30 protein-coding genes and 1 tRNA gene are annotated in these 25,065 nt (G+C 64.8%); 14 read left to right on the top strand and 17 right to left on the bottom strand.

Going from position 1 to position 25,065, the window contains the following annotated elements; translation table 11 throughout:
- On the top strand, window positions 1-650 hold a 650-nt coding region (locus tag SMD10_RS14135), incomplete at its 5' end, for an ISAs1 family transposase (RefSeq protein WP_331686349.1).
- 139 nt (window positions 651-789) lie between these two features.
- Here SMD10_RS14135 and SMD10_RS14130 read toward each other — a convergent pair.
- Window positions 790-874, bottom strand: a tRNA-Leu gene (locus SMD10_RS14130).
- A 146-nt stretch (window positions 875-1,020) separates the two neighbouring features.
- Here SMD10_RS14130 and lipB point away from each other — a divergent pair.
- The gene (gene lipB / locus SMD10_RS14125) at window positions 1,021-1,794 is read left to right on the top strand and encodes a lipoyl(octanoyl) transferase LipB (RefSeq protein ID WP_331686348.1); all 774 of its coding nucleotides are present in this window, start codon (window positions 1,021-1,023) and stop codon (window positions 1,792-1,794) included.
- Here lipB and SMD10_RS14120 read toward each other — a convergent pair.
- The gene (locus SMD10_RS14120) at window positions 1,782-2,780 is read right to left on the bottom strand and encodes a DMT family transporter (protein ID WP_331686347.1); all 999 of its coding nucleotides are present in this window, start codon (window positions 2,778-2,780) and stop codon (window positions 1,782-1,784) included. The genes lipB and SMD10_RS14120 overlap by 13 nt on opposite strands.
- A gap of 51 nt (window positions 2,781-2,831) precedes the next feature.
- On the opposite strand from SMD10_RS14120, the gene SMD10_RS14115 reads away from it, so the two are divergent.
- Complete coding sequence (locus tag SMD10_RS14115) at window positions 2,832-3,281, top strand: YaiI/YqxD family protein (protein ID WP_331686346.1); 450 nt, start codon at window positions 2,832-2,834, stop codon at window positions 3,279-3,281.
- Window positions 3,282-3,314: 33 nt separating this feature from the next.
- On the opposite strand, the gene SMD10_RS14110 is transcribed toward SMD10_RS14115, so the two are convergent.
- The 7 genes from SMD10_RS14110 to SMD10_RS14080 all read right to left on the bottom strand — a co-directional run bounded on the left by SMD10_RS14110 (window position 3,315) and on the right by SMD10_RS14080 (window position 9,250).
- Complete coding sequence (locus SMD10_RS14110; RefSeq protein ID WP_331686345.1) at window positions 3,315-3,743, bottom strand: hypothetical protein; 429 nt, start codon at window positions 3,741-3,743, stop codon at window positions 3,315-3,317.
- A 335-nt stretch (window positions 3,744-4,078) separates the two neighbouring features.
- Window positions 4,079-4,873, bottom strand: coding sequence for an ATP12 family chaperone protein (locus SMD10_RS14105; RefSeq protein WP_331686354.1), 795 nt, complete (start codon window positions 4,871-4,873; stop codon window positions 4,079-4,081).
- On the bottom strand, window positions 4,873-5,592 hold the full coding sequence (locus SMD10_RS14100; protein ID WP_331686344.1) for an HAD-IA family hydrolase: 720 nt from the start codon (window positions 5,590-5,592) through the stop codon (window positions 4,873-4,875). Before SMD10_RS14100 ends, SMD10_RS14105 begins: the two co-directional genes overlap by 1 nt.
- A gap of 8 nt (window positions 5,593-5,600) precedes the next feature.
- A complete protein-coding gene (locus tag SMD10_RS14095) occupies window positions 5,601-6,587 on the bottom strand; it encodes an RluA family pseudouridine synthase (RefSeq protein WP_331686343.1) in 987 nt (328 codons plus the stop codon).
- A gap of 34 nt (window positions 6,588-6,621) precedes the next feature.
- Window positions 6,622-6,999, bottom strand: a complete 378-nt coding sequence (crcB, locus tag SMD10_RS14090; protein WP_331686342.1) for a fluoride efflux transporter CrcB — start codon at window positions 6,997-6,999, stop codon at window positions 6,622-6,624.
- Between the two features lie 113 nt (window positions 7,000-7,112).
- The gene (locus SMD10_RS14085; protein WP_331686341.1) at window positions 7,113-8,732 is read right to left on the bottom strand and encodes a BCCT family transporter; all 1,620 of its coding nucleotides are present in this window, start codon (window positions 8,730-8,732) and stop codon (window positions 7,113-7,115) included.
- A 290-nt stretch (window positions 8,733-9,022) separates the two neighbouring features.
- Window positions 9,023-9,250 carry a hypothetical protein gene (locus tag SMD10_RS14080; RefSeq protein WP_331686340.1) on the bottom strand — a complete coding sequence of 76 codons (228 nt, stop codon included), beginning with the start codon at window positions 9,248-9,250 and terminating at the stop codon, window positions 9,023-9,025.
- Between the two features lie 314 nt (window positions 9,251-9,564).
- Here SMD10_RS14080 and SMD10_RS14075 point away from each other — a divergent pair, with 314 nt between their 5' ends.
- Together SMD10_RS14075 and SMD10_RS14070 are read left to right on the top strand one after the other, a co-directional pair.
- Complete coding sequence (locus SMD10_RS14075) at window positions 9,565-9,753, top strand: hypothetical protein (RefSeq protein ID WP_331686339.1); 189 nt, start codon at window positions 9,565-9,567, stop codon at window positions 9,751-9,753.
- A gap of 206 nt (window positions 9,754-9,959) precedes the next feature.
- A complete protein-coding gene (locus tag SMD10_RS14070; RefSeq protein ID WP_331686338.1) occupies window positions 9,960-10,283 on the top strand; it encodes a hypothetical protein in 324 nt (107 codons plus the stop codon).
- Between the two features lie 111 nt (window positions 10,284-10,394).
- Here SMD10_RS14070 and pcsA read toward each other — a convergent pair whose 3' ends face one another.
- Window positions 10,395-11,150, bottom strand: coding sequence for a phosphatidylcholine synthase (gene pcsA, locus SMD10_RS14065; protein ID WP_331686337.1), 756 nt, complete (start codon window positions 11,148-11,150; stop codon window positions 10,395-10,397).
- A 140-nt stretch (window positions 11,151-11,290) separates the two neighbouring features.
- On the opposite strand from pcsA, the gene SMD10_RS14060 reads away from it, so the two are divergent.
- Together SMD10_RS14060 and hspQ are read left to right on the top strand one after the other, a co-directional pair.
- The gene (locus tag SMD10_RS14060) at window positions 11,291-12,508 is read left to right on the top strand and encodes a UbiH/UbiF family hydroxylase (RefSeq protein WP_331686336.1); all 1,218 of its coding nucleotides are present in this window, start codon (window positions 11,291-11,293) and stop codon (window positions 12,506-12,508) included.
- Window positions 12,509-12,528: 20 nt separating this feature from the next.
- Window positions 12,529-12,852, top strand: a complete 324-nt coding sequence (gene hspQ, locus SMD10_RS14055) for a heat shock protein HspQ (RefSeq protein ID WP_331686335.1) — start codon at window positions 12,529-12,531, stop codon at window positions 12,850-12,852.
- A gap of 55 nt (window positions 12,853-12,907) precedes the next feature.
- Here hspQ and SMD10_RS14050 read toward each other — a convergent pair whose 3' ends face one another.
- Together SMD10_RS14050 and SMD10_RS14045 are read right to left on the bottom strand one after the other, a co-directional pair.
- On the bottom strand, window positions 12,908-13,666 hold the full coding sequence (locus tag SMD10_RS14050) for a metallophosphoesterase family protein (protein WP_331686334.1): 759 nt from the start codon (window positions 13,664-13,666) through the stop codon (window positions 12,908-12,910).
- A gap of 157 nt (window positions 13,667-13,823) precedes the next feature.
- On the bottom strand, window positions 13,824-14,444 hold the full coding sequence (locus SMD10_RS14045; protein ID WP_432757245.1) for an invasion associated locus B family protein: 621 nt from the start codon (window positions 14,442-14,444) through the stop codon (window positions 13,824-13,826).
- A gap of 186 nt (window positions 14,445-14,630) precedes the next feature.
- On the opposite strand from SMD10_RS14045, the gene SMD10_RS14040 reads away from it, so the two are divergent.
- Window positions 14,631-16,481 carry an extracellular solute-binding protein gene (locus tag SMD10_RS14040; RefSeq protein ID WP_432757244.1) on the top strand — a complete coding sequence of 617 codons (1,851 nt, stop codon included), beginning with the start codon at window positions 14,631-14,633 and terminating at the stop codon, window positions 16,479-16,481.
- 156 nt (window positions 16,482-16,637) lie between these two features.
- Here the strand turns inward: SMD10_RS14040 and dksA are convergent, their stop codons facing one another.
- Window positions 16,638-17,054 carry an RNA polymerase-binding protein DksA gene (gene dksA, locus SMD10_RS14035; protein WP_331686332.1) on the bottom strand — a complete coding sequence of 139 codons (417 nt, stop codon included), beginning with the start codon at window positions 17,052-17,054 and terminating at the stop codon, window positions 16,638-16,640.
- 283 nt (window positions 17,055-17,337) lie between these two features.
- Here dksA and SMD10_RS14030 point away from each other — a divergent pair, with 283 nt between their 5' ends.
- The 4 genes from SMD10_RS14030 (at window position 17,338) to SMD10_RS14015 (ending at window position 21,107) form a co-directional block, all read left to right on the top strand.
- On the top strand, window positions 17,338-17,847 hold the full coding sequence (locus tag SMD10_RS14030) for a SixA phosphatase family protein (protein ID WP_331686331.1): 510 nt from the start codon (window positions 17,338-17,340) through the stop codon (window positions 17,845-17,847).
- 98 nt (window positions 17,848-17,945) lie between these two features.
- Window positions 17,946-19,400 (top strand): YcjX family GTP-binding protein, encoded by a 1,455-nt coding sequence (locus tag SMD10_RS14025; protein WP_331686330.1) that lies wholly within the window; start codon window positions 17,946-17,948, stop codon window positions 19,398-19,400.
- On the top strand, window positions 19,397-20,482 hold the full coding sequence (locus SMD10_RS14020; RefSeq protein ID WP_331686329.1) for a YcjF family protein: 1,086 nt from the start codon (window positions 19,397-19,399) through the stop codon (window positions 20,480-20,482). The genes SMD10_RS14025 and SMD10_RS14020 overlap by 4 nt, the downstream gene beginning before the upstream one ends.
- A gap of 91 nt (window positions 20,483-20,573) precedes the next feature.
- Window positions 20,574-21,107 (top strand): hypothetical protein, encoded by a 534-nt coding sequence (locus SMD10_RS14015; RefSeq protein WP_331686328.1) that lies wholly within the window; start codon window positions 20,574-20,576, stop codon window positions 21,105-21,107.
- Window positions 21,108-21,116: 9 nt separating this feature from the next.
- Here the strand turns inward: SMD10_RS14015 and folK are convergent, their stop codons facing one another.
- The 4 genes from folK to SMD10_RS13995 form a co-directional block, all read right to left on the bottom strand.
- Window positions 21,117-21,620 carry a 2-amino-4-hydroxy-6-hydroxymethyldihydropteridine diphosphokinase gene (gene folK, locus SMD10_RS14010; protein ID WP_331686327.1) on the bottom strand — a complete coding sequence of 168 codons (504 nt, stop codon included), beginning with the start codon at window positions 21,618-21,620 and terminating at the stop codon, window positions 21,117-21,119.
- Window positions 21,617-22,468, bottom strand: coding sequence for a dihydropteroate synthase (gene folP / locus SMD10_RS14005; RefSeq protein ID WP_331686326.1), 852 nt, complete (start codon window positions 22,466-22,468; stop codon window positions 21,617-21,619). The genes folK and folP overlap by 4 nt, the downstream gene beginning before the upstream one ends.
- 252 nt (window positions 22,469-22,720) lie before the next feature.
- Complete coding sequence (locus SMD10_RS14000) at window positions 22,721-23,110, bottom strand: DUF302 domain-containing protein (protein WP_331686325.1); 390 nt, start codon at window positions 23,108-23,110, stop codon at window positions 22,721-22,723.
- Window positions 23,111-23,234: 124 nt separating this feature from the next.
- Window positions 23,235-23,633 (bottom strand): winged helix-turn-helix transcriptional regulator, encoded by a 399-nt coding sequence (locus SMD10_RS13995; protein ID WP_331686324.1) that lies wholly within the window; start codon window positions 23,631-23,633, stop codon window positions 23,235-23,237.
- Window positions 23,634-23,738: 105 nt separating this feature from the next.
- On the opposite strand from SMD10_RS13995, the gene SMD10_RS13990 reads away from it, so the two are divergent.
- Complete coding sequence (locus tag SMD10_RS13990) at window positions 23,739-24,611, top strand: SDR family oxidoreductase (protein WP_331686323.1); 873 nt, start codon at window positions 23,739-23,741, stop codon at window positions 24,609-24,611.
- A gap of 51 nt (window positions 24,612-24,662) precedes the next feature.
- Window positions 24,663-25,040: a hypothetical protein gene (locus tag SMD10_RS13985; RefSeq protein ID WP_331686322.1), complete on the top strand. Its 378-nt coding sequence runs from the start codon at window positions 24,663-24,665 to the stop codon at window positions 25,038-25,040.
- Window positions 25,041-25,065: the final 25 nt, after the last annotated feature.

Here is a 25,065-nt window from a genome sequence, read left to right as displayed (position 1 = left end):
CCGAGGGCGGGCTCGAGGGGGCGCTCGTCTCCATCGACGCCATCGCCACCAACGCCACCATCGCCAGTGCCATCCGCGCCGAGGGCGCCGATTACCTCTTGGCCGTGAAGGCCAACCAGCCGACGCTTCGGGCCGAGGTCGAAGCCTGCTTCGACGACGCCTCCTCCGGCACGATCGACACCGACATCCAGTGCGACAAGGGCCATGGCCGCATCGAGGAGCGGACCGTCCACGTGCTCCGCGAGGTCGACTGGCTCGCCGGCCAGCGCCGCTTTCCCGGCGAACTGCGCCTGCCCGACGCGGCCTGCATCGTCAGGGTGCAGAGCCGCACCCAACTGGCCGACCGCAGGCGCTTCGACACGCGCTACTTCATCTCCTCCGCCGCCCTCTCCGCCCCCAAGGCGGCCGAGGCCGTGCGCGGCCACTGGGCCATCGAGAACCGGCTTCACTGGGTGCTCGACGTCACCTTCGCCGACGATCAATCCCGCCTCAGAAAGGGCCACGGCGCCAAGAATATGGCCGTCGTCCGCCACTTCGCCCTCAACCTCATCCGCAACGCAACCGACAAGAACTCCCTGAAAACCCGCCGTAAACTCGCAGGATGGTCGACAGACTACCTCGCCGAACTCCTCACACCATCCCTTCAGTAATTTGGATTCGGAGCCCTGTGCGCCCTTCGGAGTTCGATCGTCGATCGGCTGGCCAAACGTTTCGAGACCGCAAACGGAAGGGCGGCGCCGCCGATTACGGCACCCCTCATTCTTCAGGCACGATCTTCGAAGAAGAGACTGGTGCGGTCGAGAAGACTCGAACTTCCACGGGTTGCCCCACAGCGACCTCAACGCTGCGCGTCTACCAATTCCGCCACGACCGCACGTCGTGAAGCCGATCCGTCGTCGGCTGCGGGCATGTAACAAATGGCTGTTGACGACACAAGGGTTTTCAGGCCGCCGCCACCCGAAAATTGGAACATCGACCCCGAGCCTTTTCCCGGCCCGCCGACATGGCTAGATAAGCGTCATGGATGCCCCGTTTTCGCCCATCGAGCGCCCTGCCCGCCTTACGGTTTCGGCCCCGACCTTTCGTCCCAGGGACCCGGCCCCTCCGGTGGAGTGGCTGATCTGGGAAGGGCTGACAAAGTATCAGGATGCCCTCGCCTTCATGGATGCGAGGGCCACGGCGATCCATCGCGGCGAGGCCGGCGAAGCGGTGCTGTTGCTGGAACATCCCCCGCTCTATACGGCAGGGACCAGCGCCGATGTCGCCGATCTGGTGGCGCCGGACCGGTTTCCGGTCTTCAAGGCCGGTCGAGGCGGCGAATACACCTATCACGGTCCGGGCCAGCGCATCGCTTACGTCATGCTGGATTTGAAGCGGCGACGGCCCGACATCCGCGCCTTCGTCGCCGCGCTGGAACAGTGGATCATCGCGACGTTGGCGGAGTTCCAGGTGAAGGGCGAACGGCGCGAGGATCGTGTCGGCGTATGGGTGCAGCGGCCGGAGCGTCCCCCGTCCCCAGATGGCAGCCCGGCGGAGGACAAGATCGCGGCGATCGGCATCCGGGTGCGCCATTGGGTGACGCTGCATGGAATCAGCCTGAACGTCGATCCTGATCTGGAGCATTTTTCGGGGATCATCCCCTGCGGCGTCCGCAATCACGGTGTCACGAGTCTCGTCGACCTCGGGCTGCCGGTCACGATGCCGGAGGTCGACGGCCTGCTCCGCCGCAATTTCGAAGCCGTGTTCGGCCCGACTCTGGACAGCGAAAACCTCGCCTACGCTCAGCGTCCCTGAAGCGGCTCGTCCGATACGGGAGCGGCTTGCCGGGCCGCCAGCTGCTCGCGCCAGAACAAATAGAGACCCGACGAAACGATGATGGCGACGCCGAGCCACTTCAGCGCATCGGGATAGTCGCCGAAGACCAGGAAGCCCAACAGCGTTGCCGAGATGATCTCCAGATATTGGAACGGCGCCAGCATGGAGGCCGGCGCCAGCTGAAAGGCGAAGGTCACCAGAAAATGCCCGATCAGCCCCACCGCACCGAGCAGCAGCATGAACATCCACACATGAGCTTCGGTCGGGAGGCCCAGCCGCAATTCCTGCACGTCGAGCATGGTGCCGGCGATCATCGCGAAAAACACCGAGATCGCGCCGCCGACGCCGGCGTAGAGCTGCATCGCCAGGGGCGACGCGGTACCCGTCAACTGCCGGCTAAACAGCAGATAGATCGAAAACAGCGTCGCCGTGCCGAGCGGAAACAGCGCCACCACGCCGAACACGGCGAAGCTCGGGCGAATGACAATGAGGGCACCGACGAACCCCATGACGATGGCGATGCGGCGGTGCCAGCCGACCGTTTCCTTCAGCACGACTGCCGAGAGGATGGTGAGGATGAACGGCTCGACGAAGAAGATCGAGATGGCGTCGGCCAGCGGCATGAATTTCAGCGCCGTGAAGAACAGAATGCTGGCGACTCCCGTTAATGCGCCGCGCAGCAGGTGCATCATCGGCTTTTCGATCCGAAAGCTCTGCGGACCTTCGAGCAACAGCAGGAGCGGCACCGTCAGGACGGCCTGGAGAATGAATCGGCCCAATGCGACCTCTCCGGTCGGGACCTGGAGAACCGAACCGAGATACTTGGCGACGGTGTCCATCCCGGGCAGCAGCAAGGCCCCGCAGACCATTAGCCCCAAGCCGCGAAACGTCTCGGCGGCGGTGTTTTCGATCGTAAAGGCGGGTTTCATGCGGACACCGTTGCAGTTGAGCAGAAGACCCGCCATCGCGAGTTCGCTAAGACGGCACCGAAACGCGGCTTTATCGAGGAGCGGACGATGACCACCATTCTTGTCGACGCCGACGCCTGCCCCGTCAAGGATGAGGCGCTGGAGGTGGCCGATCGCTTCGGCCTGCCGCTGGTGCTCGTCTCCAACGGCGGCATGCGGCCATCACGCTATCCGGGCGCCCGCATCATCACCGTGCCGGAAGGCGCGGACGCCGCCGACGACCGAATCGTGGAAATGGCGGCGCCCGGCGACGTCGTCATCTCCGCCGACATCCCGCTCGCCTCACGCGCGCTGGAAAAAGGCGCCGCCGTGCTGAATCCGGACGGGCGCGAGCTCACCGCCGAATCGATCGGCGCGGCCCTGTCCTATCGCGCCTTTGCCCAGCATCTGCGCGAGACCGGCGAGAGCAAGGGCTACAACAAGAGCTTCAGCGCCGCCGACCGCTCGCGCTTCCGCCAGAGCCTGGACAAGCTGTTGCGCCAGCGTTCAGCGGAGTAGCCGCCCGCCAGATACGCCAGCTACGACAAGCTATTACTTGGCGTAGCGCGCTCCATATTCGGCTGCGTAGGCCTCGATCGCATCATGCCAGGCGGCAATCTTGCCTTCGGCCCCCGGTTGATCTCCGATCTGCAGAAGCTGGCGCGTCCAGTTGCCCGATTCCTGCGACCAATCGTAGACCGAAAGGCCGTGTTCTTCGAGAACCGCTTGCGGATCGACGCCCGCCTCGACGGCCGCCGTCAAATGACCCTGCACACGGGCGTAATCGTCGAAGGTCGCGAGCTTGGCCTTGATCTCGACCGGATCGCCGCTTCCCCGGAAACGCCCCACGTTGGGATCGCTAAACACCTCCCCGAAACGTTTGGTGAGGCGATTGTCCGGACCTTCCTCACGTAATGCCTGGCCGAAGCGCGCATTGGCGGTCTCCCATTGAGCTTCGTCGACCTTTAGAATTCCGAGCACTCCGAAAACGCGTGCTTGTCTGAAAGCCAGGCGCTGGCAGCCGCCCACTCGTCGAACGTGATACCGTTGACCGGTTCAGGCCAATCCGTCGCGCTCGCGGGCGAGACACCAAGCCAAAATGCGAGAGCAAAGGCGAAGCTCAGCAGGCGTGGCGCTGCCGCGCCGGACAGATGCCCACGCGAGCGGTTGGGCGAGTGAGGCATTGGAGTCTTCTCCCGCTATCGGGCAGCCGGCGGCGCCCGCTTGTCTTCATCCTTTCAGGGGGATCTAGGGCTTTTTGCGCTCAGTCGATATTTTTGGGTCAAACAGTCTCGCCGGTATCGCCGCGGACTTTTTCAGGACCGGCGTTCCAAGCGGCTAACCATCAGCGCCGCCACCTTCATGTCCTCGAAACGGCGGGCGCGCCGCGCCACCGCCTCCTCGTCCTCGCCCCACTGTTCGATGTTCCAGTCTTCGTCGAGATGGGCGAGCGCCCAGGCTTCGTCGACGTCGAGATGACCGTCCGCGACGGCGAGCGCCAGCAGCGCTGAACCGGTCAGCGTCGTCATCTGATGGAAGCCGGCCAGTTGGAAGGCGTCCGCGATCTCCGCCAGCCGCGCCTTGAAAAGCTCGATCGCCATCGTTGGCTGGGGCGTATGCATGACGCCTTCGGCCAGCGTGAATCGCACCCCGAGCTCATCCTCATAGATGCGGATGATCGGGTCCCAGCGCTCCGTCTGGCGCTCGACCAGACGATCGGGACCGCCGGCGCGATAGAACAGAAGATCGGTCTCGATATATCGGCCCGCATCTTGCCTAACGGCGTCGAGATCCTGAGCTACGCCGTCGATGACGGTGTTGGTCAGCCGCGTCATCGGCATCGTCGTGGGATCGACCCTGTCCGTCTGGGCGTCCCACTCGACGGCAATGACATCGGCCACCGCGCGAACAGGCACCGTCAGAGGATGGCGCGCTGGCGTCCGGACGGGACGTCCGTCCAGAAGCACGGCAAAGCCGCCGTCCTCCTCGCCGATGCTCACGGTCTTGTAGAAACGCTTCGGCAGCTCTGGCCGAACGGTGCCTTCCTTCATGGCTTTCCCCCACGCCAGACGGTTGTAGTCGCCCGCAATGGCCGAACCGCTGCTTCGCATCACCCCTCGGCCGCCTCTGCGGCCGCCCGACCCGATCCAACGATCGACGGGCCGCGATCGATCCATGCGGCCAGCAGCGTTTCGAGTTCGTCCATGGTGTTGACGACATGCTGGGCGCCAGCCTCGAGGAGCGCGGACGTCTCGCCGTTGCCCCAGGTTACGCCGATGCCAGCCGCGCCGGCGGCACGCGCCATCGCGATGTCGAACACGGCGTCGCCGACCACCAGCGCGTCGGCCGGATCGACGCCGGCCTCCAGACAGGACTCCAGCACCATGGCCGGATGCGGCTTGGACGGACAGTCGTCGGCTGTGCGAATCGTCAGGAAATGGCCTCCGAGCGCGTACGTCTCGAGAAAGGAGACCACGCCGCGCCGTCCCTTGCCAGTGACGATACCGAGGATCACGTCGTCGCGTTTCCTCAAACGGGCGAGGAGGTCGTGCACGCCGTCGAAAAGCGCTTCCGCGGCGGGAGCGCCGCTGGCGCGCATCACCAGAAAGGCCTCGCGATAGGCGGCGACGAGATCGTCATGATCGGCCTCCTCGCCCGCGGGATGCAGCCGCGCCATGACCTCGCCGAGCGACAGGCCGATCGTCCGGCGGATCGCATCTTCGGCCGGCTCCGCCAGACCGCGCGAGGCGAAGGCGCGTTGCATGGTGGCGCAGATCGTCGCCGCGCTGTCGACGAGCGTGCCGTCGCAATCGAACAGGATCAGCCGCATTCGCCGTATCAGTCCTCGCTTGCCGCCTCGTCGAGGCCGAACAGGTTCCAGCTCTGCACCATATGCGGCGGCAGCGGCGCGATCTGGTCGATCACCCCGCCATCGGGATGGGGGATGAGGATCCGCCGCGCATGAAGATGCAGCCGCTTCTGCACGCCGCCGGGAAAATCGAAATTGGTATCCGCCTCGAAATATTTCGGATCGCCCAGGATGGGATGACCGATATGGGCGGCGTGGACGCGGAGCTGGTGGGTCCGCCCCGTATAGGGCTCCATTTCCAGCCAGGCGAAGCGTTGCGCCACCTGTTCGACGACACGGTAGTGAGACACCGCATGGTCGGCGCCGTCGTCGCCATGCTTGGCGACGCGGACGCGGTCGCCGTCCGGCGTCGGCTCCTTGACGAGAAAGGTCGAGATCCGGCCGTTCCGCTTGGCCGGCACGCCCTTGACCAGGGCCCAGTAGATCTTCTTGGTCTCGCGCTCGCGGAACGCCTTGGTCAGGGCGACGGCCGCGCCGCGCGTGCGCGCCACCACCAGGACACCCGACGTGTCGCGGTCGAGCCGATGGACAAGCCGCGGCTTTTCGCCCTTCTTGTTGCGCCAGGCGTCGAGCATCTTGTCGACATGACGCGAGACGCCCGAGCCGCCCTGGACGGCGAGGCCCGACGGCTTGTTGAAGACGAGCACCTTGTCGTCCTCGTAGATCAGCATCTGGGCCAGCACGTCGTCGTCCTGGCGGTGGCGCATGGTTCCCGCCGTCAGCGGCCCGCGCGGTGCCGTCGCCTCGTCGGTGCCGAGCGGCGGCACGCGCACGATCTGGCCCGGAGCCAGGCGCGTGTCGCTCTTGGCCCGGCCGCCATCCACGCGAATCTGGCCGGAGCGCAGGAGCTTCTGCAAATGCCCGAAGCCGAGGCCCGGATAATGGGCCTTGAACCAGCGGTCGAGGCGCATGCCGGCCTCGTCGGGCTCGATCCTGACCTGTGCTATTGCCGCCATGTCAGCTCCTTGCGATCCATCCCGACAAGATAGGTCAGGCGAACAGGCGCACGAGGCCGAGGCCCGCGACCAGCGCCGCCAGCCCCAGACCGATCGAGCCCGCGAGGTAGATGGTCGCGAGCCCGGCGTCGCCACGCTCGATCAGTGTGACCGCGTCCAGCGAAAAGGTGGAAAAGGTGGTGAAGCCGCCGAGCATGCCGGTGGTCAGGAACAGCCGCAGTTCGGTCGAGGCGTCGAAGCGGCGAGCCATCAGCTCGATCAGAACGCCCATGGCGAACGAGCCGAGAACGTTCACCGCGATCGTGCCGTAAGGAAAATTCGGCCCGAGCGCCCGCAACGAGGCCAGGCTGACGAGATGGCGACAGGAAGCGCCGATCCCGCCGCCCAGCGCAATGATGAGAATCTGCTTCATACCGTTCGTCTAGCGCGTCGGCGGCGCCGTTTAAAGCGTTTCAAACCGCGACCGACACGAAGACGCCGGCCACGAGGCCGGCGTCCGTCGAAGGCGTCGAGCGATTTTTCGGCTCAGTCCTCAGAGGTCACCGTTTCCAGAAACGGTTGTCGCCGCTCCCGTCTCAAGCCGAGGTAGGTGCCCCAGCACAGCGCCAGCAACAGAAACGCGAAGGGAAAACCCGTCGCGATCGCAGCGCCCTGCAGCGAGGCCAATCCGCCCCCCAACAGCAACGCGATGGCGACGAGACCCTCGAAACATGCCCAGAACACCCGCTGCGGCACCGGCGCATCGACCTTGCCGCCGGCGGTGATCATGTCGATGACGAGCGAGCCGGAGTCCGACGACGTCACGAAAAACACGATCACCAGCACGATGCCGATGAACGACGTGATCGACGACATCGGCAGCTGCTCGAGCATGGCGAAGAGTTGCAACGGCAGTTCCGCCTCCGCCACCCGCGTATAGCCGCCGATCAGTTCGGTGATCGCCGTGCCGCCGAAGATCGTCATCCAGATGATCGACACGACGCTCGGGATGATCAGGACGCAGGTGACGAACTCGCGGATCGTCCGCCCGCGGGAGACCCGCGCGATGAAGATGCCGACGAAGGGCGACCACGACATCCACCAGGCCCAATAGAAGGTCGTCCAGCCCGTCAAAAAGTTGCTGTCCGTGCGACCGAACGGATTGGACAGGGGGAGGATGTTGGCGAGGTAGGAGACGGTGTTGCCGAAGATCCCCTGCACCAGGCTCCAGGTCGGCCCGACGGCGAACACGAACGCGAGAAGCAGCAGTGCCAGGGCCATGTTGATCTCGGAGAGCCGCTTCACGCCGGCGTCGAGACCGGCGACCACCGACGTTAGCGCGACGCCGGTGATGCAGACGATCAGGATGATGTTACCGAGATTGGTGTCGGGAATGCCGAACAGATGGTGCAGACCGGCCATCGCCTGCTCCGCTCCAAGCCCCAGCGAGGTCGCCAGACCGAAGAGCGTGGCAAACACCGCGAGAATGTCGACGACATGTCCCGGCCATCCCCATACGCGTTCGCCAAGGATCGGATAGAAGGCGGAGCGGATGGTGAGCGGCAGGCCCCAGTTGAAGCAGAAGAATGCGAGCGCCAGCCCGACGATCGCGTAGATGCCCCAGGGATGCAGTCCCCAGTGATAGATCGTGGCGGCCATACCGAGCCGACGCGCGCCGAGCGGATCGTCGGGGGCACCCTGCAGCGGCGCCCAGCTGTCGGGCGATCCGGCGGCGCTGGCCACGGACGTCGAATAGTGCGTGACCGGCTCCGAGACGCCGTAAAACATCAGGCCAATGCCCATGCCCGCGGCGAACAGCATCGAAAACCAGCCGACATAGCCGAATTCCGGTTCGGCATCCTTGCCGCCCAGACGGATGGAGCCGTAGGGCGATACGATCAGAAACAGCCCGAACAGCACGAACACGTTGCCCGCGATCAGAAACACCCAGTCGAAGGTACTGGTCAGAGCGGGCCGCAGCCAACCAAAGAAATCCTCCGCGCCTTGCGGGAAGATCAGGGCCAGGGCGACGAATGCGATGATCAAAGCAGCCGAAACGGCAAAAACGGGATTATGAACATCCAAGCCCAGGATCTGAATATTGTCCTGTCCGACCTCATATTCGGAGATCGAGACTTCGGATACTTCACCTGGTTCAACAGCCATCGATATCCTTTCCTGAAATTTGTGTGGCGATTGCACCCCAAAACTAACAGATTTTTGCCGCAATCAATGGACCGGATCATTTTTCCCCGGATTGAGCGCTGCCATCGGCGCTGCGGCCAGCACGAGAACGCGGGAGACGAGCTTGGAAAGCGGCTTCGCGAAGCCAACGCTTCGCCCTTCGGCGGCCGGGCGTCACGGCAACCGATGGGGCACGACAAAAGGGCGCGGAAGAACCGCGCCCGCCCGTTCATCACAAACGTAGAGGAGGCAGAGCTAGGAGCGTCGCGCCGTCAGCGAATGCGAACTTTGCGGGGCTCGTAGACGATCTGCTGATGATACCGGCACCAGCTCTTGCCGTCCGTCGGCGCGCCGCAGCAGGTCGCGCCTGCGCCGGGCTCATCTAGAATGAATTTGCACGAAAAGGCGCCGACATGGGCGAACGGAGTCCGGTGCGAGGACGAAGGGCGAGCAATCTCGCGATGCGGCACCAGATCAAGGGCTCGGATGTGCTGGTTCATAGCGTCGTTCGCCCGGCCATCACCGGGCGATCCATCTTGTTCTTGCGGTAGTTCTGCGGGCGATACGGCATCGCGGCTCAAGTCGAGCCCCCAATCTGCCGTACAAGAGCGCCGTACTTAGGTGCGACCTCAATTCTTTTCAAGCGCCCGAAGAAGTATTTCGCCGATCATAGCAAACGGGACACAACATCCCGGACCGCCTACGCGGTCAGCCAGCGGCAAGCCTCCAGCCCAAAAGCCGGGTTTCGCCCAGGCCTGCGCAAGCCCTGTTCGGATAGTCTTTACCCATTGAAATCAAAAGGGAATATAGACTTATGATTCATGAGCGCAGCGCCGAACGGCGGGCCGGCTACTGGGATGCGATGAGCATCGTGTCGAGCGTTCTTGAGCGCCAGGAATACCGTTCCTCCGACAAGCCCGAAGCCTTGGAGGCGCTGTACGACGTTCGCGCCGCCCTCCTGAACGTCGCTTTTTCGGCGGAGATGACGGGAGCGCCGGAGTAGCCGGCGCGCGCGGGCGCCCGACAAAGCATCGTGCCGCCTAACGAAATTGACGACTCTCATCCTCATTTCTTCGGATGTCGGCATGGTTGCTTTTTGGTTAACGTCAGCGACATGGAGTTGAGGGCAGCAAGGTTCAAACAAGTCCCAGCTTCCGGACACCGAGTGTGCAAGCGTCAAAAAATCAGCAGCCAATTGCGAGGCCGGACGTGACCACCGAAAACAAGCATCCCGTATTTCTCGATCTTCTCGCCCTCATCATGCGTTCCGACGAAGAGCGCATCACCGACATCGTGCTGTCGCTTCCGATGGAGCGCCGGGCCGCGTTGGCCGCCTTCTGTCTGCCGCGCTGCCACTTGCGAGAGATCGCCTTTCAGATCGCCGCACACTGCGACGCCCGGTCGCTGCGCCTTGCTGCCGGCCTCAAGGCCGAAATCCTTCTCGATCAGGCCCAGACCCGCGCGGATTTCGACAGCGATCCCGCAGAGTCCCGGCGGAAGCGCGTCACGCTCGCTCACAGCGCCGCTGCCTGACGGGCCGACATCGTGCATGACGGGCCGGTCGAGCGAAATCCCGATGTCTCTCGCCCGCTAGGCCCGCCGATCTCCGAAAATCAAACATGCGTCGCCATGCGGGTGCGTGACCTAGCCCTGACGAAGGCTTCGGCCTTCCTGCAGCCCCGATCGGCGCGACCGCAACCAGTCGAACAGCTGGATCGACGCGCCGATGCCGTAGAGATAGAGCGACGTGGCCGCGATGCCCCAGCGCATCCAGGCCGGGCCGCCGAAGCCGGTGGCCAGCGACGCCAGTCCGAGCACCGACCAGAGCGCGAAAATCGCGAGATTGATGGGCCGCAGCCGCACCACGCGAACCGGATGGAGAAACTTCACCGGCGCGAACGTGGCCGCGACCGACAGCACGACCACGGCGAAGGAGACGTACTCGTTCAGCTTCAGGGCGAAGAACGCGAACACCACCATGTTCCACGTCACCGGAAAACCCCGGAAGAAGTTGTCCTTCGTCTTCATGCGAAGGTCGGCGTAATAGAGGGCGCTCGAAAAGACGATCAGCGCCGCCGCGATGAAGGACAGGGTTGGGCCCAACAGGCCGGACTGATAGAGCGCAAACGCCGGAATGATCACGTAAGTGACGTAGTCGATGATCGAATCGAGAAGCCCGCCCGACCAGTTCGGCAGCACCTTCTCGATGGCGATGCGCCGTGCCATCGGCCCGTCGATGCCGTCGACGAACAGCGCGAAGCCCAGCCAGGCGAACATCGCCACCCAGCGCCCCTCGGCCGCGGCAATAATCGACAGGAACGCCCAGAGTGCGCCGCTCGCCGTCAAGAGATGCACGCCGAAAGCTCGCCACTCGTCCGATTTTGCCATTGTTTCGTCCATGATCTCTCCCAACGCACCGATACGCCAAGGCGGGACGCCAGCCAACCATTGTGAACCGGACAGATCAAACGTATCTGCTCGGTTCAGGTACTCGCCGCAAGTGGGCTCGGCGCTGGTCGCCGCGCGAAAGGAGCAGGTTCTTGGTTCAACATCGCTGCGAAGTCGCCATCGTCGGGGGCGGTCTGGCGGGCTATGCCACCGCTCTGGGCATGGCTCAGGCCGGCTTCGACACCATTTTGCTGGCACCGCCGCCGAGCCGGCAGGACACCAGAACGACGGCCCTCCTCGGGCGATCCGTCGCATTCCTCTCGGAGATCGGACTTTTCCCCTGCATTCTCGATAGGGGAGAAGCGATCAAGACCATTCGCATCATCGATGATTCGAAGCGCTTGCTTCGCGGACCGTTGTTGGAGTTCAGGGCCGAGGAGATCGATCTTCGGGTTTTCGGCTACAACGTGCGCAACGCCGACCTGTTGTCTGCGGCGCAGGAACGGGCGGCCACGCTGTCCGGCCTTCAGATCCTGAACGAGCCCGCCGCCTCGCTTCACCATGACGACAAGAGCGCGACGTTGACGCTGGAAAACGGCGACAGCGTCGTTGCGTCGCTGGTCGTCGGCGCCGACGGTCAGCGCTCTCTGGTGCGCGAACAGTCGGCCATTCGCTTCCTGACATGGTCCTACCCGCAATCGGCGATCGTTCTGAACTTCTCCCATGCGGTTCCGCATCAGCACGCCTCCAACGAGTTCCATGCGTCCGCCGGACCTTTGGCTCAGGTGCCGTTGCCAGGCATGGCATCGTCGCTGGTCTGGGTGGAGCAACCGCATCTCGCCGACCTCTACGTCGATCTGAAGCCCGAGCGTCTGGCCCAGATGGTCGAAGAGCGGCTGCATTCGCTGCTCGGCGCGGTGACGGTAGACGGCCCCGTCGCGCGGTTTCCCTTAAGGGGCGGTTCGACCGTGCGGGTGACCGGCGGCCGTGCCGCATTGGTCGGCGAAGCGGGCCACGTGTTTCCGCCGATCGGTGCCCAGGGCCTCAATCTCGGCCTGCGCGACGCGGGCGCCATCGTCGCGGCCGCCTCGGCCAACCGTCTGGATCCGGGCCGGCGCCCCAGCCTGCGGCGCTACGAACTGGCGCGGCGCGCCGATATTCTGTCGCGCACGCTCGGCGTCGACGTCCTCAATCGCTCGCTTTTGGCCGATTTCGTCCCGACGCAGTTGGTGCGCGCCGCCGGCCTCAGTGCGCTCTCCGCCTTTGCGCCGATCAAACGAATGGCCATGCGCGAGGGATTGTTTCCCGGCGCGGGCTTCATCGGTCTGCCACGGTCGGTCCGCGATGCGATCGGCGGACGGGCGTCTTGAGCGGACAGGCGGATCGGCCGATGAACACGGCGCGCTTTTCCATCGGACAGGTCGTCCGCCACCGGTTCTTTCCGTTCCGCGGCGTGGTCTTCGACGTCGATCCGGTCTTCGCCCACACCGAGGAGTGGTACGCGGCAATTCCGGAGGACATCCGGCCAAGCAAGGATCAGCCGTTCTACCACTTGCTGGCCGAAAATTCGGAAAGCGCCTATGTGGCCTACGTCTCCGAGCAGAATCTGGTGGCCGACGACAGCGGCAAGCCGGTGCACCATCCGCGCATTGCGGAGCTGTTCGACGATCCTGTCGACGGATATTACCGGCTGAAGAGCGATCACCGAAATTAGGGTGTTCGGCATCGCCCCGGACATCGCACATGGGGCGACATCCGACGTGGGAGGCCTATCGCACCCAGCCCGTCGCCACCGCCCTCGCCCATTCCGGCCTGCCGGCGGCCTCGGCCAACGCGGCCATGCGAGTCGTGTCGTACGGGACGTGCCGAAACGACGTCAGCCAGCCGTCCCCTGCCTTTTCGAAGACGGCATAGCAGGCCGCCGCCGTCCCGCTTTGCATGAGGTGGTAGACAGGCAAATCGTCGTCATAGGCCGGACATCCGACGCTGCCCGGATTGACGACGAGGCGGCCGTCCGCAAGCTCCACACGCCGCGGCAGGTGCGTGTGGGCGCAGAGGATCAGCGAGGCGCCGATCCCGGCGGCCTCCGCCTCGATTGCTTCGCGACCCCTGGCTACGACCTGGCCATCCGGCAGGACCTGCTCCAGCCAATAGGTCGTGTCGCTGCGCGGCGTTCCGTGGCAGAGGAAGATCGCGTCGCCGATCGTCTGCGATGACGGGAGACCACGCAGCCAACCCATATGCGCGTCGGACAATTGCCCTCGCGCGGCCCGATCGGACGGCCCCATGTCCTCCAGCCGCCGGTCCAGAAGCCAGCGGTCATGATTGCCGCGAATCGAAATCATGTCGCGTGCCAGGATCAGGTCGGCCGTTTGATCGGCGGCCAACGGCCCGCTGAAATGGTCGCCGAGATTGACGATGTCCCGGATGCCCACTCGCACGATGTCGTCGAGAACGGCGGCGAGTGCGTCGGCATTGCCGTGAATGTCGGCGATCGCCGCAAAGCGCGTGGTGTCGAATTCGGTCATCCGGCGACTATGCATGCGCCGGCAGGCTCTGCCAACGATGCACGTCGCTTCACCAGCGCCTTCCGCCCCGCAAAGCGCTCAGGCCACCGAGGCCCGCCAACGAAAAACGGCGGCTCGCGCCGCCGTTGATCGCTGTTCCTGCCGAAGATGGTGGAGCCTATTGGCCGCCGCCCGACTTCGCGGCGTCCTGCGCCTGCTCGAACTTCTCGCGGCGCTCCTCCGCCTGCTTCTGCAAGGCGTCGTTGAGTTCCTTCTGGCGCTCCGCCAGCGCCGATTGATCCTGGGCCGGACCGTCGTAGGCCTGGGTGAAGCCCGACAGGGTGATCTTGATCGGATTGGGCTGACGCTGGAAGTTGATCGAGGTGATCGTCATCTGGCCGCCGCGCTTCATCGCGCCGACGATCTCGTCGGTCAGCGGCGCCTCGGCGATGCAGCGATCGGGGAAGCACACCGAATAGTTCAGTGCCTTCGGTGCGCTGGTGTCGACCTGCATCTGCACGCCGGCCGGAATCACCCGGCCGGTCGGAACCACGATCTGCAGGATGCTGGCCGGCTTGGCGCCTTCGACGCGGATCAGGTTGACGGCCGTCAGCAGCTGCCGCGTGTCGGCGATCAAGGTGAACTGCGTATTGCAGATCTTGTTGTCGCCCTGGGTGGTGCACGCCTTGAACCACTCGGTCGGGACCGCCGATTGCGCACTGGCGCCGCCGGCCGAGGCGGCGAGAGTCGCCGCTCCCAAGAAACCGGCAGCGAGCGCCTTGCTTGTGGCGTTGAACAAATGCCTCACGCGCATTGCATCCTTCCCGGACTATTGCAAAGGAGATTGAGAGGGTCTCATAACGGCCTTGTTGCTGTTTCGCAAATGCGGCCTTTTAGAGGCCCGATTCGACGCATCGACAGCGTCCGGCAAGATCGGGCTGCCGCAAGCTAGACCCGAGATCGACGAGCCGATTGGACTACCGCCATGCTCTATCAGACGTCCTGGACCCGCCTCAACATCGCGATTGCCAGCCTGTCTTTGGCTGTCGGTCTCTCGGTCGGCGGCCCGTCTGGCGCTTCGGCCGAGCCCGTCCACGGCATCGCCATGCAGGGCGAACCGGCCTTGCCGTCCGACTTCGACCACCTGCCCTACGTCAATCCAGACGCACCGCAGGGCGGACGGATGCGTTACGGCGTCTACGGCACCTTCGACAATCTCAATCCGGTCAGCGTGAAGGGACTGCTGACCACGGCGCGCGGCATCTGGGCCGATCCGGAATTTGGCAGCCTTGTCTTCGAGCCGCTGCTGCAGCGCTCCGCCGACGAACCGTTCACGCTCTACGGTCTGCTTGCCGAGAGCGTCGAGACGGACCCCGATCGCACCTTCGTCGAGTTCACACTGAATCCCCAGGCCAGGTTCTCCGACGGCGAGCCGGTCACGGTGGACGATGTACTCTTCACCTGCGAGATGCTGCGCGACCACGGCCGCCCGTTCTATGGAGCGTGGCTGAAGAAGGTGGAAAAGATCGAAAAGGTGGGCGAGCGCACCGTTCGCTTCACCTTCAACGAGCAGGCCGACCGGGAATTGCCGTTGCTGCTGGGCCTGCTGCCGGTGCTGCCCAAACACGCCTTCGATCCGAAGACCATCGACGAGACCACCCTGAAGCCGGTGATCGGTTCGGGCCCGTACGTGATCTCTGAAGTCGAGCCGGGGCAGCGCATCGTCTACAAGAAGAACCCCGACTACTGGGGCAAGGATCTGCCGATCAAGCGCGGCATCGACAATTACGACGAGATCCAGATCGACTATTATCGCGACATCAACGCCCAGTTCGAGGCCTTCAAGAAGGGTCTGTTCTACGTCTATCTGGAAGGCAATCCGCGCCATTGGCAGACGGCCTACGACTTCCCGGCCGTAACCAACGGCGATGTGGTGAAGGAGGCCTTCGAGACCGGTATTCCGGCCAACACGCGCGCCTTCGTGTTCAACACTCGTCGCCCGATCTTCCAGGATGTGCACGTGCGCAGCGCGCTGTCGCTGCTGTTCGATTTCGAGTGGGCCAACAAGAACCTCTATTACGGCGCCTACAAGCGTATCTCGAGCTTCTTCGAGAATTCCGAGCTGTCCAGCGTCGGGCAGCCGGCGAGCGAGAAGGAGAAGGCGCTGCTCGGAAACTATGCCTCGCAGATCGAGCCGGACGTCATGGACGGCACCTACCGCGCCCCGGTGAGCGACGGCAGCGGCACCGACCGCAAGCTGCTGCGGGCCGCCATGAGCGAACTCCAGGACGCCGGCTATTCGTTCGCCAACGGCCGAATGGCCGGACCGGACGGCAAGCCGCTCTCGTTTGAGATCATGGCGCAGACCGACGACGAGGAACGTCTGGCTCTCGCCTATAGCCGGACGCTCTCACGCCTCGGCATCGATGCCACCGTGCGGCTCGTGGACGACGCGCAATACCAGGCGCGCAAGCAGGAATTCGATTACGACATGATCCTGTTCACCTATACGGCCTCGCTCTCGCCGGGCGCCGAACAGGTCAACCGCTGGGGATCCTCGGCCAAGGACGCCGTCGGCTCGTTCAACTATGCCGGAGTTGCGGATCCCGCCGTGGACGCGATGATCGAGAAGATCGTGACGACCCGCACGCGCGACGAGTTCGTCGCCGCCGTTCGCGCCTACGACCGCCTGCTGATCTCCGGCCATTACGTGGTGCCGCTGTTCTATCTGCCGGAGAAATGGCTGGCCCGACGGAACTTCATCGAACATCCGGAGGCAACGCCGGTGACCGGCTACTATCTGCCGTCGTTCTGGATGGATCCTTCGCATCAATAGGCAAGGCAGCGTCGGCCCCGGAGAGCATCGCTACGGCGGCGGCCTACGGCGGCGGCCTCGATCGCGGGGACCGCATCGACATGAAAAAGGCCAGCGACGCGGATCGCTGGCCTTCGCAATTGCTGGCTGTTTGTCAGGGCAGGCCTGCCCTCGGCGCTACTCTTCGCGATAGACCTTCTCGCGCCGTTCGTGACGCTCCTGCGCTTCGAGCGACAGGGTGGCGATCGGACGGGCATCGAGGCGTTTGAGGCTGATCGGCTCGCCGGTCTCTTCGCAATAGCCGTAGGTGCCGTTGTCGATCCGCTCCAACGCGGCGTCGATCTTGGAGATCAGCTTGCGCTGCCGATCGCGCGCTCGAAGCTCGATCGCCCGGTCGGTTTCCGACGATGCGCGATCGGCAAGATCGGCCAGATTGGAGTTGTCGTTGGCCAAAGCCTCCAGCGTCTCGCGGGACTCGCGCAAAATCTCGTTCTTCCAATCGAGAAGCTTGCGGCGGAAATACTCCCGCTGCCGGGCGTTCATGAACCCGTCGTCCTCGGCAAACAGCGCATCCTTCTCGAGGGTATTGCTCATGTCGCCATCTCCGTTCACGCCAAAGCCGAGCTTATAGCGATGGTTTTTCGCAGGAACAAGCGCGATTGCCCTCTCGCGCCGTATCAAAACAGTTTGTAACTCAAGGTTTTCATTCGATCTTTCAAGCCTGCCGCATAATCAGGCAGGGTGACGCTCTGATGACACTGGTCTGCCGTCCGTTAAAGCGCTTTTAATATGGCGCGAGACTTGCATGACGGTTGCGTGATTCGATTGGACGCTGTGTAACTACCCAATCTCGATCAAAATGAGCTAGGGATGGCGCATGAGCGACACACCTCGATCCCGACTTGTTCTGATCCGCCATGCCCATGCCGCGCGTGGTCCGGCCATGCACGATTCGTCCCGGCCGCTCGACGAGCGCGGCCGCCAAGCCTGCGTCGAGGTGGCCGATCTGCTGCGCTCCACCGGCCATCGATTCGACGGGATCCTCTGTTCGCCGACCGTGCGCACCCGCGAGACCCTGTCGCTGGTTGTGCCCGAGGCGGGCGACGCGCCGGTGCGCTATCTCGAAACGCTCTATCTGCAAGGGACCGAGGCCTATTTCGAAGCCGTCAGGACGCTGGGCGGGAGTTCGACACTGCTGGTCGGGCACAATCCGATGACCCACGCCTTTGCCCACGCTCTATGCGGCAGCGGCGAAAACGACGGCCTCGCCGCGCTGGCCAAAGGCTTTCCGACTGCGGCGGTCGCCGTCATCGAGTTCGCTCGGCCGCTCGACGCGCTGGAGCCGGGCAGCGGCGAGTTGATCCAGTTCTTCCAACCGAAGAAGTAGAACGACGACAACGCGACCGCTCTTTTGGTGTCACGGCAGAGAACCTATATCGGGCCGAGAGACCTGTTCGTGTATTCGGAGGACGCTCCGCCTCGCCCATGACCTCCTTCGCCGACGAGGCGCGGATCGCCTTCGACAACCTCACCGACCGGACCAGCGGGCTGTTCGATCCGAGCATTCGTCTCGGCGTCACCGGCCTGTCGCGCGCCGGCAAGACGGTCTTCATCACCGCGTTGATCCACAATCTGCTGCATGGCGGGCGGCTGCCGATGTTCGCGGCGCAGGCCGAAGGACGGATCGCGGCGAGCTATCTGCGCGAGCAGCCCGACGCGGCGGTGCCGCGCTTCCAGTACGAGGACCACATCCGCACGATCCTGGAGGATCGCGCCTGGCCCGAATCGACGCGCGCCATCTCGGAGTTGCGCCTGACGATCGACTACGAATCGGCGTCCGGCTGGTCGCGGCTGTTCTCGCGCGGGCGAATCTCCCTCGATATCGTCGACTATCCCGGCGAATGGTTGCTCGACCTGCCGCTGCTCGACAAGGACTTCGCCACCTTCTCCCGCGAGGCCATCGAGCGGGCGAGCCTGCAGTCTCGAGCCGCCATGGCCACCCCTTATCTGGACCTGTTGCGCGAGACCGATGCGGCGGGTTCGGCCGACCCGGCAAAGGCGCAGGCGCTGAGCGCTGCCTTCGCGGTCTATCTGCGGGCCTGCCGCGACGACCAGACGGCGCTGTCGACGCTGCCGCCGGGCCGTTTCCTGATGCCGGGCGACCTCGAAGGGTCGCCTGCCCTCACCTTCGCGCCGCTCCTGCTCGAACCCGGAAAGCGGTATCCGAAGAATTCGCTCGCCGGCGTTCTGGAGCGGCGCTACGAGGCCTATAAGAGCATCGTCGTCAAACCGTTCTTCCGCGAGCATTTCGCCCGCCTCGACCGGCAGATTCTGCTGGTCGACGTGATGCAGGCCATCAATGCCGGACCGGAAGCGGTCTGCGACCTGGAAAATGCGCTCGCCGACATCCTGACCTGCTTCCGTCCGGGCCGCGCCAGCTGGCTCGGCTCGCTTCTCAGCCGCCGGATCGACCGCATCCTGATCGCTGCCACCAAGGCCGACCATCTGCACCGCGAGGCGCATCCGCGACTGGAGGCGATCGTGCGGCGGCTCGTCGACGGCGCCATCACGCGGGCGCGCTTTGCCCGCGCCGAAACGGGTGTCGTCGCCATGGCCGCGATTCGCGCCACGCGCGAGGCCAGCGTCGAGGATCAGGGCGAGCGTCTTCCGGTCATCGTGGGAACGCCGATGGCCGGTGAACGGATCGGCGGCGAGACCTTCGACGGTCGCAGCGAGACGGCGATCTTTCCCGGCGATCTGCCGGCGGATCCGGCCCGTGTCTTTGCTCCGCTCGATGCGAGCGAAGCCCCGTCGTCTCTATCGTTCGTGCGCTTCCGCCCGCCCCGGCTGGAGCGCACCGCGGAAGGCCTGACGCTCTCGCTGCCGCACATCCGCCTCGACCGCGCCCTGGAATTCCTGCTCGGGGACCGCCTCGCATGACCCGTCCGCCGCGCCGACCGGGCGCCTTCCGCATCGACGACAGGGATGCGTCCGCCGCGCCCGAGCCGCAGCGCGAACCCGATCTGGTTCGGGCGCCGCGTGCCGTCACCGACCTTTCGCAGGTCGCCGTCGATCCGGAGGATACGATCGACCGTGATGATCTGGAGAGCCTCGATCCCCCGCCGGCCATTCGCCGCAAGCGTGGGTTTTCCTTCGGCAAGCTCTTCATGACTGCACTGGGCGCCCTCATATCGCTCGCGATCGGCTTGGCGATCGACAGCCTGATCCGCGATCTCTTCGCCCGTGCGGACTGGCTCGGCTGGGTGGCGATCGGTCTGACGGCACTGCTGCTCCTGGGCGCTTTGGGCGTTTTCATCCGCGAATCCATCGGTCTGATGCGGCTGGCCGCCGTCGACCGCGAGCGGCGCGCCGCCCAGGCGGTGTACGACGCGGATTTCGCGCCGGATGCCAGGGCTGTCGTGGTCAGTCTGTCCACCCTGCTCTCCGACAAGCCAGAGACGGCGGAGGGCCGCGCCCGTCTCGCATCCTATCGCGACGATGTCCTCGACGGCCGTGACCTGATCGTCGTTGCCGAACGCGAGCTTCTCCTGCCGCTCGACCTCCGCGCCCGCTCGCTGGTTCTCGGCTCTGCCAAACGGGTGTCCGTGGTCACTGCCGTCAGCCCGCGGGCCCTGGTCGATGTCGCCTTCGTCTTCATCGAGACGCTGCGCCTGATCCGCCAGATGTCGGAGCTCTACGGCGCTCGGCCCGGAACGATCGGCCTGATTCGGCTGACGCGGGACGTGCTCGCCCATCTGGCGGTCACCGGCTCGATCGCCGTTGGCGATAGCCTGGTGCAGCAGGTCGTGGGCCATGGTTTGGCGGCCCGGCTTTCGGCCCGGCTCGGCGAAGGCGTGGTCAACGGGCTCTTGACCGCTCGTGTCGGTATCGCGGCGATGGATCTCTGCCGGCCGATGCCCTTCCTGCGGGTTAGGCGGCCGCGCGTGGGAGATTTCATCAACGATCTTGCTTCGTTACCGGAAAATTCTAAAGTTCCGCGCAAGCCCGTTCAGGAGCGCTGAGGCAAGCGGCGGTGCGGCTTGGCAAGGATGCATTAACCGTTCCAGGCGATAACAATCAGGTCCGCATCATTGCCGACCACGAGGTTCGCCCATGTCCCGTATCGTTGCCGCCGGTGTCGCGCTGGCGTTGAGCGCCATCACGGCCGCAGCCCCTGCCAAGGCTGACCAGGATGAAGCGTTCTTCCAAGCCGTGACCGGCCGCTGGGTCGGCCCTGGCGAGATCGTCGCCGGCAAGTATGAGGGCACGAAGTTCATCTGCGACTTCTCCGGCAACCAACCGGCCGGCGAAACCGGCATGGAGCTCAAGGGCTCGTGCCGCGTCGGCATCTTTGGCCAGGAGATGAGCGCCCGCGTGGTGCGTGCCGGCAACAGCTACAAGGGCGCCTTCCTCGACGGTGCCGAGGGCAAGGGCCTCGACATCGTGTCGGGCAATGTCGACAGCGACCGCATCATCGTCGGATTGGACCGCAATCAGCTCACCGGAGCCATGATCGCCCGGCTCGACGGCAACGACACCATGAACATCACGGTCTCGGTGCATGTCGCCGACCAACTCGTGCCGGTGATCGGCATGAGCCTCAAGCGCACGGACGGCGCGCTGCGCCAGACGGCCCTCAGCCAGTAGGCTCAGCAGCTACTCTCGCCACCAGTCGCACGACCCGCCGGCCGGCTCGATGCCGGCCGCATCCATGTCGCGCAGCCAGTCGGCCACCGATCGGCCTCCGATGACGAGATCCGCGGCGATCTCCGCCAATGGCACCAGGACGAAGGCGCGCTCCGTCATCCGCGGATGCGGCAAGGTCAGCGGCGTCTCCTCGATCCGCCTGCCGTCATAGTCCAGGATGTCGATATCGACGGTGCGCGGGCCCCAGCGCTCGATCCGTTCGCGCTTGAGCGTCCGCTCGGTGGCGAGGCAGACATCGAGCAGATCACGCGGCGCAAGGGTTGTCTCGACCCGCGCGCAGGCGTTCAGGAAATCGGGTTGGTCGAGCTTGCCCCATGGCGGCGTGCGATAGAGGCGCGAGACGGCGAGCACGCTGGTGTCGTCGCGTACGTCCAGAAGGCGCAGCGCCGCCCCCATGGACGCTGCCGGATCGCCGATATTGCCGCCCAGGCCGAGATAGGTGCGAACCATCATGGCTTTGCGTTTCCGGCTACCAGCACGGCGTCGACGACGGCCAGCGCCGCTCGGTTCAGAGCTACGTCGTGCACGCGAAAGACGGCAGCGCCCCTTTCACGCAGGAGCGCGCTGGTCGCCGCCGTCGCCACGTCCTGATCGCGGTCGCCGCGCGGCTGGACACCGCGCACGAAGCGCTTCCGGGAGGTCCCGACAAGCCAGGGAAAGCCGAGCGCGTGCAATTCGTCGAAGCGCGCGAGCAGCCGGTAATTGACGTCCGCATCCTTGCCGAAGCCGAAACCGGGATCGAGCATGATCGCTTCGTCCGCCACGCCGGCGGCCCGCGCGATCCCGATCGACCTTTCAAGAAACAGCGTCTGGTCGGCGATGACGTCGGCCAGCACCTCGCGCTCACGGCTGGTGTGCATCAGGCAGAGGCCGGCTCCGAACTCCGCCGCCGCTTGCGCGATCTCCGGCTCCTTCTGGGCGCCCCAGACGTCGTTGACGATGTGGGCGCCGGCTGCGAGCGCGAGCCGCGCCGTGGAGGCTCGGTAGGTGTCGATGGAGATCAGGCAGTCGGAGCGCGCGGCAAGCGCTTCGATGACCGGCAGGACGCGTCGCTGCTCCTCCTCGGCATCCACCGGAGCGCCGCCCGGCCGCGTGGATTCGCCACCCACATCGATAATCGCCGCACCGTCCTCCACCATCGCAAGCGCGGCTCCGACGGCAGCCTCGACCGTGTCGAACCGGCCACCATCGGAAAAGCTGTCGGGTGTCACGTTCAGGATGCCCATCAGGCAGCTTTGTGCGCCGAGTTCGACGACGCGCCCGCGGCCGACCTGCCAGCGACGATGCGGCACTCTCTGCATTCTGGTCTCTCGGTTGATGAAAATCGTCTTCGCCGCCACGACGCGGCTGCGATCCCATCCTCTATAAGACATCAAGCGAGCACGGAAGCGCCACCCTTCGATAGGCGCCGCTGCCACGCGGCGACGGCGTCGCGCAGTTCGGCGCGGTCACGGGCTTCTAGAAGTGATATCTCTGAGGCCGGCGAGTACCCCAAGCGCCGGCTGGACCGATGAGCCGGTGGCCATCGAACTCCGGTCACGCAGCGGCGTCGATCAGAGCCGATCGACGACCGCTTTCAGCTTTGCCTGCACGGTCGCGGCGACGTCACCGAGCGACGGATTGTCCACCGCCTGCATCGAGGCGATGGGATCGATCGCAGCCACCTCGAAGCGGCCCTCGCCGGTTTTCTGGACGACCACGTTGCAGGGAAGCATGGTGCCGATCTTGTCCTCGACGCTCAGCGCTCGAAGAGCCAGCGACGGATTGCAGGCACCGAGGATCCGATAGTCGCGAAACTCCGCGTCGAGCTTCTGCTTCATCGTCGCGCGGACGTCGATATCGGTGAGGACCCCGAAACCCTCCTCCTTCAGCGCCGCCGTGACCTGGGCGACCGCGGCTTCGATCGTCTCGACCGCCAGCGTCTTGGGGAAGTAGTAGCTCATCGGGTCGGTCTCCTCTGCCATACGATCATATCAACTAACGCTAATATGAAAGTGCCGTCAAATGACAAGGAGCGGTAAGCCGGCGATCGAGGCGATCAGATTGGAAACAGTCGCGCGCCGGGGATCAGCCCGCTCGGCCCTTGGTGTTCGGCATTTTGCGGATGGATTCGGCGTGGGCTTCCGCCCATTGGACCAGCGCCATGAGCGGCGTCGTAAAGCTCTCGCCCAAGGGGGTCAGCGAATAGGTGACGCTGGGCGGCTTGGTCGGCTGAACGTCCCGATGAACGAAGCCATCGGCTTCGAGCGTGCGCAGCGTCTGCGTCAGCATGCGCTTGGAGATGTCGGGCACGGCGCGGCCCAGCGCGCTGAACCGCATCGGCGCGATGGCCAGGGCACACAGGATCAACATGGACCAGCGATCGCCGATTTTATCGAGCAGGGGCCGGACCGGGCACTGAGACAGTTCGAAATCCGCGGTCAGCCAACCCTCGAATTTCGCGCCCAGGGCGGTTCGTGCGTCCATGGAGGTATCTTCCGCATAACCAGGTGACGGAAAAGTGCCGTCTTTTGCGAGCGTCATGTGGTCTCTATTTGAGACCACGGTAACAATCGATAACGGAGAACGGCTGTGGCCGAAAGCCCTCGTTTTTTCATCACCGGTGCAAGCGGCCAGCTTGGCCAACTCGTCGTAGCGGCTCTTGTCGAGCGCGTAGGCCCGGAAGCGGTCGCCGCCGTCGTCCGCGATCCGGCTCGGGCCCAAGGGCTTTTTCCGGCGGGCGTCACCATTCGCGAAGGCGATTACGATCGGCCCGAGACGCTCGAGGCCGCGTTCAAGGGCGCCGAGCGCCTTCTGCTGATCTCATCCAACGCGGTCGGGGCGCGCGTCCCTCAGCATCGCAATGCCGTCGAAGCGGCGAAGCGTTCGGGCGTCCAGAGAATCCTCTATACCAGCGTGCTCCACGCCGACACGTCGCCCCTTGGGCTGGCCGAAGAACACCGGCAAACGGAAGCCTTGATCGAGGCAAGCGGCCTGGCCTTCACGCTGCTGCGCAACGGCTGGTACACGGAAAACTACGCAGCCTCGATTCCGCCGGCGCTCCAACATGGCGCCTTCATGGGTAGCGCCGGCGACGGGCGTATCGCGGGCGCGACACGCGCGGACTATGCCGAGGCCGCCGCCGTTGCGCTCGCAGACGAGACCGCCTCGGGCAATGTGATCCATGAATTGGCGGGCGATCAGGCCTTCACGCTGGCCGAATTCGTTGCGGAACTGTCGCGCCAGGCGAGCGCTGACATTCGCTATATCGATCTTCCGGAGGAAGAGTACCATAAGGCTCTCCTTGGGGCTGGCCTGCCGGAGCCCGTGGCAGCGCTCGTCGCCGATTCCGACGCGGCCGCCGCGCGGGGCGCATTGTTCGATGACGGGCATGCGCTGTCGCGCCTGATCGGGCGCCCGACAACCCCCTTCGCCACGACGATCGGCCAGGCGCTTCAGGCCTAGACCGGCACGGACAGCGTTCAAGCGGCGGCCGGCACTCAGCGCCGGCTGCCGTTGACGCTTGCCCATGTCAGGGCGGAGCTTGTCAGCAAGAGTTCCGGGGCGCCCTACGACGAGACCCGCAGCCGTTTTCCTATCAGCTACGGGCTAGCCGGCCTGACATTCGCCCTCTGCTATTCTGAGAGAGTGAAATTGCCGGGCATGTCCGGCTTTCTCGGAAAGATCTTCTATTCGCTGTATCTCGTCCACGAGCCGGCCCAGACGCTTGTCCGGGAAACGACCGGCTTCACCGATCCCTGGCTCCTCGCCGCGATGGCGACCCTTGCGTCGATCACCTTGGCTTATGGTCTCTACCGCCTGGTCGAGTTGCCCGCCTGCGATTTCAGCCGCAGGTTGGCACGTCGCTCGCCGCCACTCCTTGCATCGTTCTGAGATCAGCACCGATGGTGCGTATGCC

This window comes from Consotaella aegiceratis (assembly GCF_036541425.1).
Taxonomy (GTDB): domain Bacteria; phylum Pseudomonadota; class Alphaproteobacteria; order Rhizobiales; family Rhizobiaceae; genus Consotaella; species Consotaella aegiceratis.
This window is presented reverse-complemented; position numbering and strand designations above follow the sequence as displayed.